Source organism: Archaeoglobus sp. UBA230, assembly GCA_002507545.1.
Classification (GTDB): domain Archaea; phylum Halobacteriota; class Archaeoglobi; order Archaeoglobales; family Archaeoglobaceae; genus Archaeoglobus.
Window position 1 is genome coordinate 1 of record DAVR01000024.1, and the last position, 18,970, is coordinate 18,970.

The 18,970-nt window shown below is 44.5% G+C and carries 28 protein-coding genes; 9 read left to right on the forward strand and 19 right to left on the reverse strand.

The annotated features are described in order from the left end of the window. Positions 1–122 precede the first annotated feature (122 nt). From BP688_RS06125 to pyrH, 3 genes are read left to right on the forward strand one after another with little or no spacing between them, the layout of a single operon-like run. On the forward strand, positions 123–611 hold the full coding sequence (locus BP688_RS06125; RefSeq protein WP_290598019.1) for a hypothetical protein: 489 nt from the start codon (positions 123–125) through the stop codon (positions 609–611). A gap of 32 nt (positions 612–643) precedes the next feature. Beyond that, on the forward strand, positions 644–1,408 hold the full coding sequence (locus BP688_RS06130; RefSeq protein ID WP_290598020.1) for an Mrp/NBP35 family ATP-binding protein: 765 nt from the start codon (positions 644–646) through the stop codon (positions 1,406–1,408). A 35-nt stretch (positions 1,409–1,443) separates the two neighbouring features. Beyond that, positions 1,444–2,103, forward strand: a complete 660-nt coding sequence (pyrH, locus tag BP688_RS06135; RefSeq protein ID WP_290598021.1) for a UMP kinase — start codon at positions 1,444–1,446, stop codon at positions 2,101–2,103. Here the strand turns inward: pyrH and BP688_RS06140 are convergent. From BP688_RS06140 to BP688_RS06165, 6 genes are all read right to left on the reverse strand, one after another. Next, the gene (locus BP688_RS06140; RefSeq protein ID WP_290598022.1) at positions 2,093–2,428 is read right to left on the reverse strand and encodes a dihydroneopterin aldolase family protein; all 336 of its coding nucleotides are present in this window, start codon (positions 2,426–2,428) and stop codon (positions 2,093–2,095) included. The two genes, pyrH and BP688_RS06140, sit on opposite strands and share 11 nt — an antisense overlap. Next, positions 2,383–3,048 carry a CDP-diacylglycerol--serine O-phosphatidyltransferase gene (gene pssA / locus BP688_RS06145; RefSeq protein WP_290598023.1) on the reverse strand — a complete coding sequence of 222 codons (666 nt, stop codon included), beginning with the start codon at positions 3,046–3,048 and terminating at the stop codon, positions 2,383–2,385. Before pssA ends, BP688_RS06140 begins: the two co-directional genes overlap by 46 nt. Further along, the gene (locus BP688_RS06150) at positions 3,026–3,613 is read right to left on the reverse strand and encodes an archaetidylserine decarboxylase (protein ID WP_290598024.1); all 588 of its coding nucleotides are present in this window, start codon (positions 3,611–3,613) and stop codon (positions 3,026–3,028) included. Before BP688_RS06150 ends, pssA begins: the two co-directional genes overlap by 23 nt. Continuing rightward, positions 3,610–4,359 (reverse strand): archaeosortase A, encoded by a 750-nt coding sequence (gene artA, locus BP688_RS06155; RefSeq protein WP_290598025.1) that lies wholly within the window; start codon positions 4,357–4,359, stop codon positions 3,610–3,612. The genes BP688_RS06150 and artA overlap by 4 nt, the downstream gene beginning before the upstream one ends. A gap of 85 nt (positions 4,360–4,444) precedes the next feature. After that, positions 4,445–4,570 (reverse strand): hypothetical protein, encoded by a 126-nt coding sequence (locus BP688_RS06160; RefSeq protein ID WP_290624568.1) that lies wholly within the window; start codon positions 4,568–4,570, stop codon positions 4,445–4,447. A gap of 2 nt (positions 4,571–4,572) precedes the next feature. Next, entirely contained in the window at positions 4,573–5,850 is a 1,278-nt protein-coding gene (locus BP688_RS06165; protein ID WP_290598026.1) for a thymidylate synthase, read from the reverse strand. A gap of 85 nt (positions 5,851–5,935) precedes the next feature. Between BP688_RS06165 and BP688_RS06170 the strand changes: the two genes are divergently transcribed. From BP688_RS06170 to BP688_RS06185, 4 genes are read left to right on the forward strand one after another with little or no spacing between them, the layout of a single operon-like run. Next, positions 5,936–6,859: a hypothetical protein gene (locus tag BP688_RS06170; protein WP_290598027.1), complete on the forward strand. Its 924-nt coding sequence runs from the start codon at positions 5,936–5,938 to the stop codon at positions 6,857–6,859. Continuing rightward, positions 6,849–7,994 carry a Clp1/GlmU family protein gene (locus tag BP688_RS06175; protein ID WP_290598028.1) on the forward strand — a complete coding sequence of 382 codons (1,146 nt, stop codon included), beginning with the start codon at positions 6,849–6,851 and terminating at the stop codon, positions 7,992–7,994. The genes BP688_RS06170 and BP688_RS06175 overlap by 11 nt, the downstream gene beginning before the upstream one ends. Positions 7,995–8,000: 6 nt before the next feature. Continuing rightward, on the forward strand, positions 8,001–8,384 hold the full coding sequence (locus BP688_RS06180; RefSeq protein WP_290598029.1) for a secondary thiamine-phosphate synthase enzyme YjbQ: 384 nt from the start codon (positions 8,001–8,003) through the stop codon (positions 8,382–8,384). Next, a complete protein-coding gene (locus BP688_RS06185; RefSeq protein ID WP_290598030.1) occupies positions 8,381–8,956 on the forward strand; it encodes an SAM-dependent methyltransferase in 576 nt (191 codons plus the stop codon). Before BP688_RS06180 ends, BP688_RS06185 begins: the two co-directional genes overlap by 4 nt. On the opposite strand, the gene BP688_RS06190 is transcribed toward BP688_RS06185, so the two are convergent. The 5 genes from BP688_RS06190 to BP688_RS06210 are packed head-to-tail and all read right to left on the reverse strand — an operon-like array spanning position 8,943 to position 11,979. Further along, positions 8,943–9,779 carry a thiamine pyrophosphate-dependent enzyme gene (locus BP688_RS06190; protein ID WP_290598031.1) on the reverse strand — a complete coding sequence of 279 codons (837 nt, stop codon included), beginning with the start codon at positions 9,777–9,779 and terminating at the stop codon, positions 8,943–8,945. The genes BP688_RS06185 and BP688_RS06190 overlap by 14 nt on opposite strands. Then, positions 9,776–10,891 carry a pyruvate ferredoxin oxidoreductase gene (locus tag BP688_RS06195; protein WP_290598032.1) on the reverse strand — a complete coding sequence of 372 codons (1,116 nt, stop codon included), beginning with the start codon at positions 10,889–10,891 and terminating at the stop codon, positions 9,776–9,778. Before BP688_RS06195 ends, BP688_RS06190 begins: the two co-directional genes overlap by 4 nt. Then, complete coding sequence (locus tag BP688_RS06200; RefSeq protein ID WP_290598033.1) at positions 10,855–11,103, reverse strand: 4Fe-4S binding protein; 249 nt, start codon at positions 11,101–11,103, stop codon at positions 10,855–10,857. The genes BP688_RS06195 and BP688_RS06200 overlap by 37 nt, the downstream gene beginning before the upstream one ends. Continuing rightward, positions 11,094–11,609, reverse strand: a complete 516-nt coding sequence (locus BP688_RS06205) for a 2-oxoacid:acceptor oxidoreductase family protein (protein WP_290598034.1) — start codon at positions 11,607–11,609, stop codon at positions 11,094–11,096. The genes BP688_RS06200 and BP688_RS06205 overlap by 10 nt, the downstream gene beginning before the upstream one ends. Before the next feature lie 31 nt (positions 11,610–11,640). After that, positions 11,641–11,979, reverse strand: coding sequence for a twin-arginine translocase TatA/TatE family subunit (locus tag BP688_RS06210; protein WP_290598035.1), 339 nt, complete (start codon positions 11,977–11,979; stop codon positions 11,641–11,643). A gap of 90 nt (positions 11,980–12,069) precedes the next feature. Here BP688_RS06210 and BP688_RS06215 point away from each other — a divergent pair, with 90 nt between their 5' ends. Both BP688_RS06215 and BP688_RS06220 read left to right on the forward strand, forming a co-directional pair. Next, positions 12,070–13,224, forward strand: a complete 1,155-nt coding sequence (locus BP688_RS06215; protein WP_290623573.1) for an acyl-CoA dehydrogenase family protein — start codon at positions 12,070–12,072, stop codon at positions 13,222–13,224. 30 nt (positions 13,225–13,254) lie between these two features. Beyond that, the gene (locus tag BP688_RS06220; protein ID WP_290598037.1) at positions 13,255–14,289 is read left to right on the forward strand and encodes a DUF373 family protein; all 1,035 of its coding nucleotides are present in this window, start codon (positions 13,255–13,257) and stop codon (positions 14,287–14,289) included. Here BP688_RS06220 and BP688_RS06225 read toward each other — a convergent pair. The 8 genes from BP688_RS06225 to BP688_RS06260 are packed head-to-tail and all read right to left on the reverse strand — an operon-like array spanning position 14,270 to position 18,968. After that, the gene (locus BP688_RS06225) at positions 14,270–14,836 is read right to left on the reverse strand and encodes a tRNA(Phe) 7-((3-amino-3-carboxypropyl)-4-demethylwyosine(37)-N(4))-methyltransferase (RefSeq protein ID WP_290598149.1); all 567 of its coding nucleotides are present in this window, start codon (positions 14,834–14,836) and stop codon (positions 14,270–14,272) included. The two genes, BP688_RS06220 and BP688_RS06225, sit on opposite strands and share 20 nt — an antisense overlap. Next, positions 14,836–15,795: a replication factor C small subunit gene (locus BP688_RS06230; protein WP_290623571.1), complete on the reverse strand. Its 960-nt coding sequence runs from the start codon at positions 15,793–15,795 to the stop codon at positions 14,836–14,838. The genes BP688_RS06225 and BP688_RS06230 overlap by 1 nt, the downstream gene beginning before the upstream one ends. A gap of 14 nt (positions 15,796–15,809) precedes the next feature. Continuing rightward, on the reverse strand, positions 15,810–16,430 hold the full coding sequence (gene cofC, locus BP688_RS06235) for a 2-phospho-L-lactate guanylyltransferase (RefSeq protein ID WP_290598039.1): 621 nt from the start codon (positions 16,428–16,430) through the stop codon (positions 15,810–15,812). Beyond that, positions 16,427–17,446: a signal recognition particle-docking protein FtsY gene (gene ftsY / locus BP688_RS06240; protein WP_290598040.1), complete on the reverse strand. Its 1,020-nt coding sequence runs from the start codon at positions 17,444–17,446 to the stop codon at positions 16,427–16,429. Before ftsY ends, cofC begins: the two co-directional genes overlap by 4 nt. Further along, positions 17,447–17,866 (reverse strand): prefoldin subunit alpha, encoded by a 420-nt coding sequence (pfdA, locus tag BP688_RS06245; RefSeq protein WP_290598041.1) that lies wholly within the window; start codon positions 17,864–17,866, stop codon positions 17,447–17,449. Next, positions 17,867–18,043: a 50S ribosomal protein L18Ae gene (gene rpl18a, locus BP688_RS06250; RefSeq protein ID WP_290598042.1), complete on the reverse strand. Its 177-nt coding sequence runs from the start codon at positions 18,041–18,043 to the stop codon at positions 17,867–17,869. It abuts the gene before it with no gap. 10 nt (positions 18,044–18,053) lie between these two features. Further along, entirely contained in the window at positions 18,054–18,701 is a 648-nt protein-coding gene (locus tag BP688_RS06255) for a translation initiation factor IF-6 (protein ID WP_290598043.1), read from the reverse strand. After that, complete coding sequence (locus BP688_RS06260; protein ID WP_290598044.1) at positions 18,702–18,968, reverse strand: 50S ribosomal protein L31e; 267 nt, start codon at positions 18,966–18,968, stop codon at positions 18,702–18,704. Between the last annotated feature and the right edge of the window lie 2 nt (positions 18,969–18,970).

The window sequence follows — 18,970 nt, forward strand, 5'->3', positions numbered from 1 at the left end:
CAAAAATTTCAGGACTATACAGGTCAACAATTAACCCCAAAAGTCAATTATTGACCAAACATGTCAAATTTTTATCAAATCTGTAGAGAAAACTTTTATATTTGGTTATTTGAAAGCTTACCATGCGAGAATGCAGGATGTGTTCCCTCGACGGAACAATCCAGCCGGAAATAGTATTTGAACCTTTGGAGCTTGAAGCTCAGCAAATTGAGAACCTTTTTGGGGATGCAAACACCAGAAAGGTTCTCAAAGACTTGACTGGAACTTTTTCAAGATTTGAAGATTTCTCAGGTAGGCTTTTTGTGACTGGTTCCGGTGTTGTTGCAATAAGCTATATTACAGATGAAAAAAACCGGACTGTCGTCCTCGTTAAAGTTGTTGGAAAAAATACGCTGATATATGAGGTGAACCCAGACATAGGGTTTAAAGTATTTTTTGTAGAGGATGACAAGATTTCAGGACATGAATTCAAACTCAATTCGGCAGCCGGATGTGTTAGTAACAGAAAATGTGATGGAGTTTGCTGGGCAATTCCAATTTATGCTCTATTACCTGAACTTTACCCAGAGGTCTGTGATGAAGAAACGTGTAGCTTGACCGTGCTCGCCTAAGGAGTTAAAAACCCTGATGCCAGAAGGCGGTTATGCAGAGAAGGGTAACCGACTTGGATATTAAGGAGAAACTCGATAAAATAACTTTCAGGATTGCTGTGATGAGTGGCAAAGGAGGGGTTGGCAAGTCCACGGCAACAGCGCTTCTTGCAGTGCACTACGCAAGACAGGGGAAAAAGGTTGGAATACTCGATGCTGATTTTCTCGGTCCAAGCATTCCGTATCTATTCGGCATACAGAACGCCAGACTTTCAGTAAGCGATGAGGGGCTTGAACCTGTTCTAACCCAAAAGTACGGGATAAGGGTTATGTCAATACAATTTCTTCTACCCAAAACGGAAACACCCGTGATATGGAGGGGGCCTTTAATTGCCGGAATGCTGAGAGAGTTCCTCGGCAGGGTTGCGTGGGGCGAACTTGACTATCTGCTCATTGATCTACCACCTGGGACAGGAGATGCTCCCCTCACCGTAATGCAGGATGCGAAGCCAAATGGAGCTCTTATTGTTTCAACACCACAGGAACTAACCGCAGCGGTTGTGGAGAAGGCGATAAATATGGCTGAAGAGACCAAAACCGCGGTTCTCGGTCTGGTGGAGAACATGAGCTACTTCGAGTGTCCCAATTGTGGCCACAAGAGTTACATATTCGGAAAGGGAAAGGCTTCAGAACTTGCCAGAAAGTACAAAATAGAATACATTGCCGAAATACCCATCGAAACTGAGCTAATCAGGTTTTCGGATTTGGGCAGACTGGAAGACTATGAAACCGACTGGTTTGAATACTTTCCGTATTGAAAGATTATAAAAACAGGAATGCTCAAAAAGTTCTGATGAAAATCGTCGTGTCACTTGGTGGCTCAGTCTTTGGAGATAATTCAGACAGAATTAAGGAGTTTGGCAGAGTTCTCGACACTATTTCGGAGAAAAATCAGCTATTTGTCGTTGTTGGTGGAGGGAGGCTTGCGAGGGAATACATAAGCAAGGCAAGGGAGCTTGGTGCGAGCGAAACTTTCTGCGACTATATCGGCATTGCTGCAACGAGAATGAACGCGATGTTGCTGATCTCTGCAATGAAAAATGCTGCGAAGAAAGTACCAGTTGATTTTTTGGATGCCGAAGAGTTATCCAAGCTTAACAAAGCTGTGGTTATGGGCGGAACGTTTCCGGGTCATACAACGGATGCGACAGCAGCGTTGCTTGCAGAATTCATTAAAGCAGATTTGTTTGTAAATGCAACAAACATAGATGGAGTATATTCTGACGATCCAAGGAGAAACAAGGATGCTGTGAAATTTGACAGACTGAGCCCCTCCCAACTTGTAGAGATAGTGGCGAAGGGTTCGATGAGAGCTGGAGCAAATGTTGTCATTGACCTTTTAGCAGCAAAAATTATTGAGAGAAGCAAGATAAAAACCTACGTAATACTCGGAGAACCTGAGAATTTGCTGAGAGCCTTGTATGGAGAGGTTGTCGGCACAATTATCGAATGAGCTTCATGAGAGGGTACTTGAGTTCCTCATCCCACTCAAGAACCGCAGATACTCGTGAATCTCCGACTTCAACCACAACCCTTGCGTAAATCATGTCGGGCAAAAGAGAGGTGTATCCGAACGCAGAAACTTCTTTGAGCCTATCTCTGCTAATCCTCACTTCCGCTTCGACCACATATGGCTGAAGAAGTATGCAGCTTTCCATTGCCCTCTCAACTATTTCTGCGTTCTTTTCAGCCACTGGCATGCCTATGAACTGATGAAATAAAGCCCCAAGCTTTATTCCTGCTTCGAAAGCAGCTTCTTCAACCTCCTTTCCCTCCATTTTTCCATCACCTCACGAATTAATGGGTAAACGGTGTATATTCCAGCGAGAAGGAGAATTGCGTAGCACATTTCCACAAAGAAAATTGCCGAGACTAAAACGAGTGCTATCACGAAAAAAGCCATCGCATCGTTAACTCTCGGATACACAATATCGCAGATCATGAGAAACGAGAGGAGAAAAGCTGTAAAGGCGAGGGTGTAATAATCTGAAGATATTCTAATGAGAGATGTTACAATGAGGGCGCTTACGAGCGTAGGAAGACCGTAAAAGTCGGAGAATTCTACCACATTGAACCTCGCAAGCCTCAGTATCGAGAAGGCAAGAAAGAGGGCTGCGAAGGGAAAGAGGTTCGGATCGAATCTGACCATAAGTATGGCAGGAAAGACGCCAAAGGAAATGGAGTCGGCAAGAGAATCGAGTTCTTTTCCGAATGGGCTTTTTTCAGTTTTTTTTGCTATGAAACCATCAATGCCATCGGCAAATGTTGAGAAATAGAACAGAGCAAAGGCTTCAATCCTCAAGCCATAAAGAAGAAGATATACGATCGCAGAGAATCCAAAAAGGGCGTTGAGAACTGTCAGCGAGTCGGCAAGGCTAACTTCCCTGAATACTCTCATCTTTTAATGCAACTGTTTCACCAGCTTTAACCTTTTCGCCAACCTTTCTAACAAATCTATATCCATCGGGAATTTCCAGAACAACCCTCGAACCGAAACGAATCATCCCGATTTTATCTCCCTTATTGACGATATCCCCTTCTTTAACATAGCTAACAATCCTCCTTGCAAAAATTCCTGCCATCTGCAGAACTCTATAAATTCCATCCTCCGATTCGATTAGTATCTCATTCGTCCTTACACCCCTTTTCCTGATAAATGCTGGAGGTGTGCTACCCTCGATATACTTCACAGAGACGACCCTACCACTCGCCGGAGATCGGTTCACATGACAGTCAAAGGGAGACATGAAAATTTCAAGCCTTCTGCCCTCAATATGATCAATTTTACCGTCTGCTGGAGATACCACTCCATCTCCGATCTCCCTGTAAGGATCGCGAAAGAAGTATGCAGTGAAAAGTGCTCCGATTACGAACAGGAGAGAAAGCGGCGGATATAGTAGATAAGAGGACAGGGCAAGCAAAAGGCAGGCGATTATTATGCTGTATCCGCTCCTCTCTATCATCGTGCTCCCCCGAACATTTCATCTTTGAGTGAATAAATCAGTTCCGCAAGTTCTGGAAGTATTCTGAAAACGGCGTAGGCGATCAGGATTAGGGCAAGGGTGGAAAGTATTTTTGCTATAACATGATGCGCTAAATAAAAGCTATTCTCACCAAACCAGGAGTATCCGAAGGCTACAATAACGAATACATTTCTGAAAAGATTCAAAATATAAATCGTCGGGACTGAGATCAGGAATGCTTTCACCTTTCTAATTCCGTCTGCTTTTATCCCAATTGTGGCACCAGTGAATAGGGCTATGCTCTCGATCGCGGTGCAGGCAAGAATTATTTTTACACTCTTTGCATTTAGAAAAATCTCGTCACCGTAACTCTGCATGCTGAAGCCTAAGGAGTTACCAAGCATTACCGTGAGAGATGCCGTATTGTAGATTATCCATGTGTTTAGAGAGTTAATAAAGGCAAAGGGAAAGTAAACGGCACACGCGAGAGCTGAGAAGGCCGTAACTTCAACAAACACTTCCGAGTTCTTTTTCAAGATTGAAATTGACATGATGGTGAAGAAAATGAAGGCAAGAAGGAAAACAGCGGTATTGTAGTAGTCCGAAGATTCGATATAATCTGGAATCTTTGTCAGGCATGCGATTGCAAATATGAGCCACGCGGTGAAACCAAGCCATCCCTTTTTCGTATGGACGTATGCAATCATCGGAAGCAGCGAAAGAGCGGCTATTACTTCAGATATCATTGTGTTAAAAAAAATTGGGGGACTTTTAACTTTTTCACTTCCTAACAGCAATGGCAGTGAGGGACTAAAGCCAATATTGCTATCTTCAAAGTCGGGTGCTCCATCTAAGCCAGTTTCGGTTATAGTTCACTGTTGTGGTTGTTCCAGCCCCGACACAAACCACAGTTTCCTGCACTCCAACAATGGGACTTAAGCCCGTCTCCCTATCCATTTTCACTTCAGAAAATCCGAGTAGGAGGGTGATTCGGGGTAGAGTATCTCTTTAACAGCATCAACGAATTCAGAATACACATGGGCATCGAGGGCGAAATGGTTGTAACCATAATCTTTGAAACCTGACATCTCTGCCATGTATTTGGTGAGGAGGGCGAATGCGAACATGTTCGCATGCATTGCACCGTATGCATCATTTGAGCGCATGTAAAATGTTCCATAAAGCTTCTCCTTAAATTTTGTAAACTGATAGCCCCTTAAACATGGTGGATCATCGCTCAAAAGGTCCCAAGGCCTTGAGATGCCAACATAGCAATCCCTCCTGCATCTGTCTTCCTTAAGCTTTTTCATGACGGTATAAAGCTGATCAACCCTTACATCATCTTTTTCACAGTATCTAGCCCTCTCAGCGTAAGTGTATTCCTCTCCCTCCTTCAGTATGCTTTCCTTCACCTCCCCATCGAGCTTTGCTGCATGTATGATGTAGTTGTGAGCGTAATCCATCCCATACTTCTCCGTAAAAGGTGCCTTGTCGTGTAACTTGTTCTCTTCTGGTTTTTCAACCTCCACGAGAAGTCTGTGGACAAACAGACTCTCCCCCTGCCCCTCAAATATATCCCCCCACTCCGTTCTCTTCCTTTTTCCACTGCTGTAAATCACATCCAGAGCAGAATGCCATGCTGAGGAGATGTAGTCCTCAACAAGGTGTGTTGCGAGGTTATGATAGCCAAACAGCTCTTTAAAGCTCCTTTCGTAGCTCTTGGCTCTATCAACGTCTCTCTCATAAATATGTGGGATAGCAATGAGCATTGCAACACTTCCTACCTCAAATCCACTCTTTCTCGAAATTTCTTCAAGGGAGTTCAAAAGAAAGTCAAAGTTGTGTTCAAAATAGTTCAAGCAATCGAGAGACCTGACGAAGGCAGTAAGGTGTAGCTTCCCATCAACAACGAGGAACGAAATTTCCGTAATCGCTGCTGGATTTCTGCATAAATGATCCTTAGGATACCAAATGGGAATAGAAACTCTTCTGGAATAGGGAGATTTTCTCAACTTCTCTGCAGCAATCTCCAAACACCTCAAAAATCTCTCGCTGTATCTCTCCCCACAAACATCGTAGTCAAACTCATGACCAAAATACTCTGCATTCTCGATGACCACAAGCGATGGCTTAACGGAGAAATAGTTGCCAAATCTGGACTGACATAATTCTCCTTCCTCCAGTATTTTCCCAATTAGCATTTCCTTTGCTTCTGCTGGAGAGCTTGTTAGTATCATTGGTTTCCATACTGGATTTACTGATATAAAGAGGCATCGGATTCAAGTAGCAAAAGTTTTATCTGCCATCATAAAGCGTAGTAGCATGGTTCGAAAGATGGAAAGAAAATCAGCGAGAATTCTCGCTTTCCTGCTTGCGTTAATCATGCTCGGCTCCGTCTTTGCCTACATGATGAAAGGTGGCCCAGCCGAGCATAGACCTGTTAGCTACAGACTTGACGATTTCAGGAGTTATGTTAACTGGACTCCAGATGGTGCTTATTACATTCAATATTTCAATTTCACATACCTTGCTCAACTTGAGTCTAATGACCCGATGAAGAACTACATAGACTCAAATCTCCAAGATGTGCTTATCGGTGCCGTTTTCAGCAGGGCGGTTTTAGAAATGACCTCGGGTATCTCAAAGATTTTCGTTGTCAACTACATGACTGCCATCCCACTATACTTTGTTGACGCCAACATGGGTAAGATTTACTTCGCAAAGGAAGATGAGGTCAAGTATGGGAACTTTACCCTACAGGTTAGAAAGGGGGGTATTGCCCTTGTTGATCGAACCTCACCGATAATACTGGGCTACAAACCACTTGTTGAGAGAGCAATTGATGTTATTGAAGGTAAGAACGTTTCAGCAGGAAATGAAACCTACCAATACCTCTCCCGTATAAACGGAAGCTTTGCCTACGCATTTTTCATGTACGGCGAGTCTGCAAGAGCTTCATTTAAGTCGGGCAACGAGAGTGTTGCGGATTTCTTCTTTGAGGGGTACAGGTATAACTTCACCAACAACAGCTACGAAAAGGTATGGGCGTTGCACTTCATTGGCAACTACTTCTTCGGCAAGATGAACGAAAGCGAGAAGAATTTTGAGTATTATAAGGTCAAAAATTTCGGTGATGGGCTTAGCATAGCAGTAATGGAGGACAAGGACTTTACAAAGGTCGTGAATGCACAGCCGAACATACTGTCGTGGAAGATTTCCTTTAACACAACACAAAATGAAGGTTAGCAAGGGTAAAACCGTCCTTGCGAGAGGAGAGGTAAAGATTGAGGGCGAGGTAGAGGTTCTTGGAGCGGAGTTAGATAGTTTTGTCTCCGATAAACATATTCCGATTTACTGTAAAGGAGACTGCGAGATTGAAGTAAAGGGGGACTACCTGGTTGTTGAGGGCAGAACCATTCCGGAAAGCTGGGACAGGCTGGCTGAGGCTGAGTGGGATTCCCTTTTCATTTTCGGCGGTACGGATAGTGGAAAGAGCACATTAGCAGCATATCTGGCGAACAAATCGGATGGGTGTTACGTCCTTGATCTGGATATAGGGCAGTCGGATATAGCTCATCCCGGTGCAATGGGATACGGTTTTGTAAATGGCTGCGTATCAGTTTCACAGGCAGAGATGATAAACGGTTTCTTTGCCGGAGTAATTTCCCCGATGGGTAGAGAGGTTAAATGTCTGAGAGGGGTTTCAAGACTCTGGAAAGAGCTTGAGAAGAGGAACGGAAGGAAAATAGTTGACACGACGGGATGGATAAGGGGAGCAAAGGCGAGAGAATACAAACTCGCGAAGCTGGAGATTATACAGCCCGATATAATTGCATCCTTTCATCCAACCCCAAATTTTCTGAAGGATTGGAAAGTTTTTGAGGTCGAAAGGGGATACGTGGTGGAGAGGAGCAGAGAGGAGAGATCAAGAATAAGGGCGTCGAGATATGCTAAGGAACTTGAGGGTGCTAAGGGAGTAAAGGTTGATGCAGCAAAGGTGACGAACACAAACTTTTTTGGTGGGAGGGAGATACCCAAGGAGTTCATGGAAGATGTTCTTGGATGTAAGATAATTTCGGTCAGAAAGGGTGACGATTTTTTAACAATTCTTGTAGAAGAGCACACGGATGTTGAAATTAGCACAATAAGAGCCCTTAGAGAGCTTTACGATGTTGAGGATGTTTACGTTCTCAGTTACGAGGACTTAAGGGGACTGGTTGTAGGGCTATATTCCGGAAGAAGGTATCTCGGTATGGGTTTGCTGGAAGATATTGGCGATAAACAGATAACACTCAAGACGAGGCACAGAGGCTTCGACAGAGTTGAGTTTGGAGAGTTCAGACTTTTCCAAGGGAAGGAATATATAGTCAGAATTCCTTGAGTTTTTATGGGTGTTCTGAGTATCAAGACAAATAAGAGAGTGGAGATCGTGGATATAACTGGTCTCGTGGAAAGGAATCTGGAAAAAAACTGTAATCTCGCTTTAATCTATTCTCCCCACACAACCACAGCTATCATCATCAATGAAGCCGAATCCGGTCTGCTCGGAGACATACTGCACCTGATGGAAAAGCTGGTTCCCTACGGAAAGGGATACAGTCATGATAGAATAGACAGCAATGCTGATGCACATCTCAAGGCCAGTATTCTCGGAAACGCCGCTGTTGTGCCTGTTGAGAACGGAAAGCTGATGCTCGGAACTTGGCAGAGAATTCTCTTCATCGAGTTTGATGGTCCAAGAACGAGAAAGGTAATTGTGAAGGCCGTATGAAGGATAAACAGGATTACTACTACTGGAAGGCAAAGAAGGAAGGTTACAGGAGTAGAGCAGCTTACAAGCTTTTGCAAATGAACAGAACTTTCAAGCTGATCCGGGAAGGAGACTTGGTTTTAGATCTCGGTGCAACGCCGGGAGGGTGGAGTCAGGTTGCTGTGGAACTTGGAGCGAAAGTTGTGGCTGTTGATTTGAACCCCATGCCTCCCATAGATGGAGTGACTTTCATAAAGGGTGATATAATGGCTCCGGAAACCCTTGAGAGAATAAAGGAGATATCTGAAACCTACGATGTTGTTATGAGCGATGCATCACCAAAAATAAGCGGAAAGTGGACGATAGACCATCTTCGTTCGATAGACTTGGCAAGGGCAAGTTTCAACATCGCCAAAGAGGTGCTTAAGCCGGGCGGAAATTTCGTGGTAAAGGTTTTTCAGGGAGAGGAGATACAGAAACTTTTTGGTGAATTAAAGCCCTACTTCCGCTTTAAGAAGTTTCACAGCCCCAAGGCTTCGAGAAAAAGAAGTGCAGAAGTTTACTTCGTTGGAAAGAGATTCAGGAAAATCTGAGCAGCAGTTCCCAATCTTCGTCAATCTTTTGTTCAAGTTCTCTTATTTCCTCATCACTCAGGTGAGAAAATCTCCCCTGCTTCAGGTAATCTTCAAGTGGAATTCTGTTCTCCTTCAAAGCGTACTTCTCTCCCGCCTTTGAGAGCCTTAACTTTCCATCATACTCCCACAGAATCCATGCACCGCTCATAACAGCCTTCCTCGCAACCTCAACCGTCTTTTCACTCGGGAACTTCCATCCGGGCGGACATGGAGTGTGAATCTGAAGAAATCTGAACCCTTTCATCTCTTCCGCCCTTCTGAACTTCCTCCTGAGGTCTTTGATGTAACCAACGCTTGCCGTTGCAACATAATCTGCCTTGTGAGCGAGCATGATGAGTGCGAGATTCCTCCTCTCTTCAGTCTTTCCTGTTGGGGATGTTGTTGTTTTTGCCTTCCAGAAGGTGCTTAGGCTCGCCTGAGTGCCGGTGTTCATATATGCCTCATTGTCAACAACAATCGTAATTAAATCATCCTTCCTTGCAGCAGATGCGCTTAAAGCTGCAAATCCTATATCTGCTGCACCATCCCCTATCCAAGCAACAACGTTAGCTTTAACTCCGAGCCTTTTGTAAGCTTCACTCAGGCCAGCAGCGACGGCGAGTGTTGAGGGGAAGGGCACGTGAACAACCGGAACCTTCATGGCGGATTTTGGATGCAAGCCCGCTATAACTGTTGAGCAGCTTGCAGGAATGGCAAGAACGGGATTGCTTATTTCGTCAAGACATCTCATCACTATTGAAATCGGACATCCCTGACAGCTTGCGTTTCCCGGCAGAATCATATCAACCACTCCACCTTTTCAAGCTTTCCATCAACAAATTTCCTGAAAAGCCTGTAAAAATTATCAACATCAACATCCAGTCCACCAAGACCTGCAACAACATTTTCAACCTCCACACCACACGAAGAAGTTTCAATTCCCAAGATTCCCCTGATCCCAGTATTGGCTCTGTCAACAACCAGAATTTCGGATGGCAATCCCTTCACAGCTTTCTCCGGGAAAGGTCTTATAAACCTCAATCTGAGCATTCCTATCTTAACCCCTTCATCCCTCAGCATGTCTATTGCATCCTTGGCATCCCCACACCATCCACCGGCCATAACAACGGCGTATTCAGCATCTTCGAGCCTGTATTTCTCTACCAAGCCACCATGACTGCCGAATTCATTATCAGTCCGCTCGATGACCTCTGCCGATTTCTCAAGATCAACAGCAAGATCATATCTTGCTCTCATCCTTGCATCGCCAACTGTAACAGCATTTACGGCAACCTCCATACCGGGCAGTATTCTGTATGCCTGTCTTCTCTCTGGCAGCCTCACATCTCTTATTTCAACAACCTCAGCCGTATGGCTCATGGTGAAGGCATCAATACCGACGGCAAACGGGATGTTAACCTCCTCACTGACGGCAAAAGCCTGAAGGGTCATGTCAAAGGCCTCCTGAGCACTTTCAGCCATACCGATTATCCATCCCGTATCTCTTAGAGACATTATGTCCGTATGATCCCCATGTATGTTCCACGGAGCGCCTATTGATCTTGTTGCCACGGCCATCACGGCAGGCAGTCTTGAACCAGCAATCCACCAACACATCTCGAACATGTAAGCCAAGCCATGACTTGAGGTTGCTGTAAACACTCTCGCCCCAGCCGTTGCTGCACCGTGTATAACCGCCATTGCCGAATGCTCCGATTCGACTCTCACAAAGCTTGCATCGAGCTCACCGCTGCCAACCATTTCCGCGAGCCTTTCCACGATGGGTGACTGTGGTGTGATCGGATAGGCTGCGATAACATCAGGTTTTGCGATCCTGACAGCTTCAGCAATTGCCTCATTACTTGTGAGCAATTTCTTTATTCCGGAATCATTTCTATTGCCCTCTGTTCGCATACCTCTTTGCAAACTCCACACCCCTTGCAAAACCTGTAATCTATCTCCACGGAATCCCCACCTTCAGATATTACACCTTCAGGACAGTAGAGTATGCAGTTCCCACATTTTGAACACAAATCAGCAGTAACTGCAGGACGATAGTTTCTCCAGCTACCTGTCTCTCCTGCTGAAGCAACAGTTGCCTTGGATATTATCGGGCTCAAGTCCATTTAACCACCTCATAAGCTTCCTTGGCAGCATTAAAGCTCTTCTCCGCTCTTGTACCAAGCTCGGCATACATGGCCTCTTTCAGTGCTGAAAGTTCAATGTCCAAAGCCCTCGCCACTGCTCCACTCATCGGAGCGCTCAGTATAGCCCATCCAGCATTCACAAGACCATTTTTTTCTGCTATTTCCGTTGCATCAACATAATACACTTTTCCTGAGCTTGAAAAGGGTTCAGGAGAGTTTAAAATAAGAACCTCAGCTTCAGAATCAACCTCAATTTTTCTGTCAAAAATTACAAGAACATCCGGCTTCTTTACAGGTGACCTCCTTCTTATCAGCCTGTCCGAAATGCGGATATAGGCGTTTACCCTCGCTCCTCTTCTTTCAGGACCGAATTGCGGCATTGCCTGACTGTAATATCCTTGGAGCATCGCAGCAGTAGCCAGAATTCTTGCGGTTGTTACCCCACCCTGTCCACCCCTGCAGTATATTGTAACCTCGATGAGCATGTCAAACGGAAAATGAAACTCAATAAAAAAATTATGGTTCTGCCTTCTCTGTTTTTGGTAGGGCTTTGTTTATTTCTTCCAAAAGTTCATCATCGCTTTTTCCTTCGGGATCAATACCCAAATCTCTTGCTATCTTCTCCAGTTTTTTCCTCTTCTCATCCTGAGTATACCGGCCTTCTCTCAAATCCCTCTCAAACTGCTTCAGTTCCATCTCTGCCTCTCTTTGTGCCTTCTTGAACTCACCCATGCTTTTACCGAGACTTCTGGCAACTTCCGGAAGTTTGCTCGCCCCAAAAAGCAGGAAGATAATCAGTAGTATCAGCAACCACTCCTGTCCTCCTGGCAACAGTTGCATTTGAACGATGTTCATCAACATAAAATTGAACTGATGAGAATAAAAGATTTCCCTTAAAAAATTTCTAAAAGCGTAAACTATTAAATGTATGCTCCTATTTTTCTTATGAACTTCGAGCTTACTCAGGAGCAGAAGGATATTAAGAACGCTGCCAGAGAGTTTGCCACAAACGAGTTCACCAAAGAAAAAGCAGAAGAGTATGACAGAAAGGAAGAATTTCCCTTTGATCTCTGGAAGAAGTCATGTGAACTGGGATTCATTGGCGTGCATTTCCCCGAAGAGTATGGCGGAGCAGGAATGGGCATTCTCGAAAACACCCTCATTGTAGAGGAGTTCTGCAGAGCAGACAGCACGATTGGGAGTGCTGTAATCCTTTCGGACTTTTCATCTGAGGTCGTAATGAGGTTCGGGGATGAAGAGCAGAAGAAGGAAGTTTTGCCTAAGGTTGCTGGAGGAGAAGCTATAACCGCTGGCTGTTATACGGAGCCAGAAGCAGGTAGCGATCTTACGGCAATCAAGACGAGAGCAGAGAAAGATGGAGATGAGTGGGTCATTAACGGCTCAAAGACCTTTATAACTAACGGAAACATCGCTGACTACTACATAGTTCTTGCCGTTACAAATCCCGATGCACAGCCGCGATATAGAGGCTTTAGTACTTTCCTCGTTAAGAAGGATACTCCCGGACTGAGCACGAACAAGATATCCGGGAAACTCGGAATCAGAGCTTCTCCTACGGCAGAGGTCGTTTTCAAGGATGTAAGAGTTGACGAATCTGCGGTTATTGGAGAGCTTAACAGAGGCTTCTATCAGGTTCTGGAGTTCTTCGATGAGAGTAGAATTGAGATTGCTGCTCAGGCTTTGGGAATAGCTCAGGGCGCTTTTGACAGGATTATAAACTATGTCAAGCAGAGGAAACAGTTTGGACAGCCGATAGGAGCTTTTCAGGCTTTGCAGCACAGGATTGCCGACTTGAGAACTCAGCTTGAAGCTGCAAGACTTCTGATATACAAAGCGGCGTGGAACTACGATCAGGGCAGGATTGATCCCGGACTGACTTCAATGGCCAAATACTATGCTGGAAAGCTCGCCGTAAAGATTTGTGATGAGGCCGTGCAGATGCACGGTGGATATGGCTACATAGCTGAGTATGAGGTAGAGAGGTTCTTCAGAGATGCCAAAATCACAGAGATTTATGAGGGGACGAAGGAAGTTCAGCTCAACACCATAGCGAGAGACATTCTGGGCAAGTTCAGATAGCTTTTTATATATTTTTTAGAACTTTATTTGATGGTGAAAAAGGTAGTGCTCGTTATAGACAGAGACGATGACCTTGGACAGAAGGCCAACATTTCATCTCCTGTTATCGGTAAGGACAACATCTTGGCTGCTGCAGTAAGACTCGGAACTTCTGATCCAGAAGATTCGGACGTGAATGCCCTTTTTGGTGCGATAAAGGTATATGACGAGCTTAAGAATGCCGGAGAAGATGTTGAAGTTGTTGCCATCTGCGGGGATAAGAATGTTGGAGTTCTATCGGATTCCAAAATTGCAGAGCAGCTCGATAAAGTCGTTATGAGTCTGAACCCATCGAGTGCTGTTGTTGTCACTGACGGCTCAGAGGACGAATTCGTTATGCCCATAATCTCATCCAGAGTCAAAATTGATTCTGTCCACAGAATAGTAGTGAAGCAGAGCAGAACAATTGAAAGCACATACTTTCTGATCAGGAGAATGCTCAATGATCCAAAAATTGCAAGAATGACACTCGCTCCCCTTGGAATGATTTTTCTCGTCTATTCAATATTCCTTATTCTCCAGCACCCTGAGTGGGGAATAGGCGGGATTATACTTTTCTTAGGTGTATATTTCTTGGTCAAAGCCTACGGGTGGGAGAGGAATATTGAGGAGTTCCTAAACTCAATCAGAACATCTCTCGTGGAAGGAAGGCTATCCTTCGTTTTCTACGTAACATCGGCCATACTCCTCATAATCAGTATAGTAAACGGATTTAACGCTTCAGTTAACATTCCAAGTCCATATGAAGCCGTTGCGAGCTTTATTTTTTACAGCACATGGTGGTTTGTTCTTTCAGGCATATTCTCCTTGCTCGCAAGAGCAGCAGACGCGTATGCAGAGAACAGAAGAATATCAAAATACTTCACAATGATCTTTCTGCTAATAGCCTTTGGATTGCTCGTTTGGGCTTCTGCATCATACGTTCTCGCTCCCGAAGCTCCTGATGCTTTGCAAAAGCTCGGAGGGGCGATAGGGGGAGCGATATTTATAGCTGCGATCGGCGTCTTTACTCTGAGAAGGCTTTAATGATGCTTTGCAGTCTCTTCAGTTTTTCTTTTCCCCTTTTCAGCTTGCTGTTTGCGAATTCGACGACTTGTTTAAGGTAATCTTCAGAAACGAGCAGTTTCTTCGAATAGGCAATTGGCAGTTCAGTTCTTTCAAAAGATGTAATTTCTACAACATGGTTCTTGAGCGATATAATCCCACTTCTCCTGAACCCAGCCTGATTAGCAGCAGTCATAAATCTCTCCGCGTTCTCAACGGTTCTGCATGCAACATGGAGTATTGGAGGATATTGAATCAGCCAACCCCACTGCTCACTCTTCAAAGCTGCATTGATCACAGCCTCGTATTCGACCTCATCGTGCCATTTGCCAAGAAATCTCGCCGCCTTTTTATCCCCCACTTCTGGAATATCTATGACTGCAATTCTCCCGCTGCAGCTTGAAAGAGTGACGTAGCTATCTAAGGAATTAATGATCTCAAGAAGCTCAAAAATGTCCTGATCAATCTCACCCCTATTTTTTGCCTTCAAAAATCCATTCAGCTTCTTTTTTCTATACTCCTCCCACATCACTTCTTCGCCAGAGATGAAAGATAGGCAAGATACGCATCGAGCTGTATTCTTTCATTGGCACCTTCTGTCAACCTGAAGTCCACCTCCCCCAGCTTGTCTATGAGGTAAACCTTCACCTTTTCATTGAGCGGTGATGAAATTATCTCTCTGAAAAGCTGGGAAACGATGTCTTCTCCGCTCATCCCATACTCAATCATTAGCCTGTCGAGGAGCTGTCTCGCCTCCATAAAATTCCCCTTCAATGCTGTATCTATTAAGTTCCCTATCTCCTCAGGACGAGCTGTTGCGGTTATCTGATATATCGTCTCCGCATCCACCACCTCTCCAATTGCAGCAGCACCCTGAAGGGCGTTTATCGCCTTCCTGAAGTCCCCACCTGAGATGTAAAGCAGAGCTTCAAGACCATCTTCAGTTATCTTTACCTTTTCTCTTTCGCATATCTCCAGCAATCTCCTTTTCATTGCTTCCTTGGGGACAGGTTTGAACTTGAAAACTGCACATCTACTCTGAATCGGCTCTATAATCCTGCTCACATAGTTGCAACTCAAAATAAATCTGCAGCTTCTTGAATACATCTCCATCGTCCTTCTCAGAGCAGCCTGAGCGTCCGCTGTGAGTGCATCTGCCTCATCGAGAAAGATGATTTTGAAGGGTGCGCCACCAATGGGGGTGGTTCTCGCAAACTCCTTTATTTTATGTCTGACAACATCAATCCCTCTCTCATCGCTTGCGTTCATCTCTATGAAGTTGTCCCTCCAGTTTTCTCCAAAGAGGTCTCTTGCAAGTGCTATAGAAGTTGCTGTCTTTCCAGTTCCGGGAGGACCGGAGAAAAGCAGATGTGGGATGTTCTTTCTTTCCACATACCCCTTTAGCCTCTGGATAACCTCGTCCTGCCCTACAACCTCATCAAGCGTCCGCGGACGGTATTTCTCAACCCAGATCTCAAAGTCTTCCATTGCACTTTATTTAATTAAGATTGCATAAAAACTCTGCGTTCAATCTGGGGTATCTTCTCAAATTTTACATCGAACCCAATATTTCTGAGATACTCCCAAGACCTCTTGCCCTCTCCATGCAGAAGAAGTTCAAGAAGGTCTTCTTTATCATCAATATCAACCGAAGAAAAGAAGGAATCGAAAACTGAAACAGAAAAACCATTTTGCTTCGCATATTCGAGATGCTTGAAAAAGCTGCCGTAGTGGTATGAAACTCTAAACCCCGTCCTTCTTACCATCAGCATGTTTGTCCCCCCTTTCCTTCCCGGTGCGAGCACAATTTCTCCATCAGTTTCGAAAAACCTTGAGAGTGTTGATCTGCTAAGAAGGGGCAGATCGGACATCACAACAGCAACGGGAACATCGTCGAGCTCCTTGTTTATCGAAGTGTTCAGGTCTGAGTTATCAACGACTACATCAACATCGTAAAGTTCGATCTTGGTTGGTGTTATAACTCTGACTTTACCAAAAGGCTTTGCAGCATCAATCACATCAAGTAACATTAGCTCAGCAAGTCTCTTTCTTTCCTCAAAGCTAAGGATGTCAGAAAGTCTGGATTTTGGGTTGTTGGCTTTAAAAGGAATCAGGATTTTCATGAGAATATTCTTTCAATCAACCATTTTGAGTCGAACTTGACGAGATCATCGTATTCCTGACCAACACCGAAGAAAAGAACAGGTTTTCCCGTAACGTAGCTTATCGAAATCGCCGAACCTCCCTTTGGATCGGCATCGAGCTTTGTCAGAATGCTACCATCTATACCAACAGTTTCAGCGAACATCTTTGCCCTCTCAACAGCATCATTTCCAGCGATGCTTTCATCAACAAAGATTATAAGATCGGGTTTCGTAACCCTCTTGATCTTCTCAAGCTGGTCGAGCAGGTTCTTCTTTGTGTGCATTCTCCCTGCTGTGTCCGCAAGCACAACATCAATCCCCTTACTCTCAGCATGCTTTATAGCATCAAAGATGACCGCAGCTGGGTCTGATCCCTGTTTGTGTTTTATCAACCTCACTCCAAGTCTTTTCGCATGCTCCTCAAGCTGCTCGATAGCCCCCGCTCTGAAAGTGTCACCAGCAGCGAGAACTACTGAATAGCCCTGCTTCATAAGCCTGTTGGCTACTTTCGCTATCGTGGTTGTTTTTCCAGTTCCATTGACTCCAACAAAGGCTATGTTCAGTGGTTTCTTCTCTTTCAGCTTCTCTGCAATAAATTCATCGAAATCAAATCTTTCAGAATCAAGTATTTCAAGGATTATACTCTTTAACTCCTCAATGACGATATCTGATAGCTTCTCTGTTATCTTCTTTCTTCTACCCACAAGTCTTTCCTTCAAAGTCTCCGAAATGGCATCTACAACCTCAAAGGCAACATCACTTTCGAGGAGGATTATTTCAAGTTCGTCAAGGATTTTCTCAATCTTTTTCTCGTCAATAACGACTTCTCTGCTAACTACAAGTGCTGCAAGCTTGTCTTTAAGTCCAACTTTGTCAACTGTTTTCTCCTTGACTTCTTTCTCCAGTTCCTCCTGAATCTTCTGCTCCTCTTTTTTCTCCTCCTCTTCAATCTTATTCCTTAAAGACTGTAGCTTATCCTTCAGAAACTTGAACATTTACTTTCTCTCCTCTCTTTCCTTTTTTGCTAACTCTTCCTGAATCTTCGAAGCCTGAGCAATAATCTGCTGAAGCGTTGTTGTCAGATTCTGCGCATTTTCCTCTATTTTTTTGATTTTCTTCTTAACAAACTCGATTGCATCCTTAACTTCCCTCTCGACCACAACACCAGAGCCGATATCCACGAGCATTTTCTTACTGTTCTTCACATCAACGTAGGCAAAAACTCCTCCGCCGAGATTCATCAAAGCCTCTATCTCGCCATCTATTGAATCAAAGAATTCAAGAGTTTCGAGCGTCTTCCTGTATTCGTTTTCCATAAGCTCCAGTTCAACGATACGTCTCTGAAGAGTTTCAGCCTCACCTTGCAAATACTGGAGTACCGCAATCTTCTCCTGAATCTCCTTCTCTGATGCCATTTATTCCACCTGCTTTACCTCTTTAATCTTTACAAGATGTCTTTTTACCTTATGATTGCTCCCGATTAACGAGTAAATCTTCTCAATCGCAAATTTCTCATTGTGAGCATCCACAACCTTTCTGAAATCCTGCCAGCCTTCTGATGTCCTAAACATTCCGGTAACCTCAAACTTCATACCCATCACCTCACGGAAACAGAGCTTCCTCTACTATACCCAGCTCGAAACCCGTTGTGTCCCTACCGACAACATAACCCTTCGAGTTTGCGAGCAGGCTTGAGCCAACCATATCTGTTCCGAAATTTACGGTGCCAGTGAGCACCTCAACACCTGTAACCTCTTCCAGTCTCTTCAACTCCCACTCGTTGATGTTGGGATTTGCCAAACCACCTCTGGTTGTAACCACAGCCGCCATTCCGACGGTCTTTATGCCGCCTACAGTCCCCCGAACGAGGTTTATATCAAGGAATTCACTTATTTCCTCAACCATCTCATCGCTCATTTCTGGATTAGCTATCCCACCTCTTTCGTTGATACACAGATTGTTGCCAAAGCAGGTCATGGGAGTGTCTATCACCCTTACATCAAGCTTCCTTTTTAACTCACTCAATTCATGGGAGAGTGTATAGCTGCTCACCACTGCCCCCTTTGAGTTCAGGGCAATCATTGCACCAACAAGCTCTGAACCGGCGATTTTCGTAACGATGACATCCACATCCAGCCTTTCTTCGAGGGCGCTGATAAGTCTGCCATCCTTTACACCAACTACTGCGAACTCTTCCGAAACCTTTGCATACAGACCTACAAGCGGGTTGCCGTTTACAGCAATCTTCATTCAGGCAAGTTCAACCTCAACTATTCCGTCGTCGAATTTAACTGCCCTAACTCTTATTCTCGTTGGCGGTTTCTCCGCTCCCCTTTCCCAGATTTTCTCATTGACCGCTGTATCAATCTTAACATTCTTTGGATCAACCTTCATGTGCCTGCTCAGGAACTTTCTGACGTACTTTGCAGCCTTCTTCGCCCTCAACCATCTTGGATATTTCTTCATCTTATGCTTCAGCCTTATCGAATAAACCCTCTCAAGCTCTACCTTTGCCATAC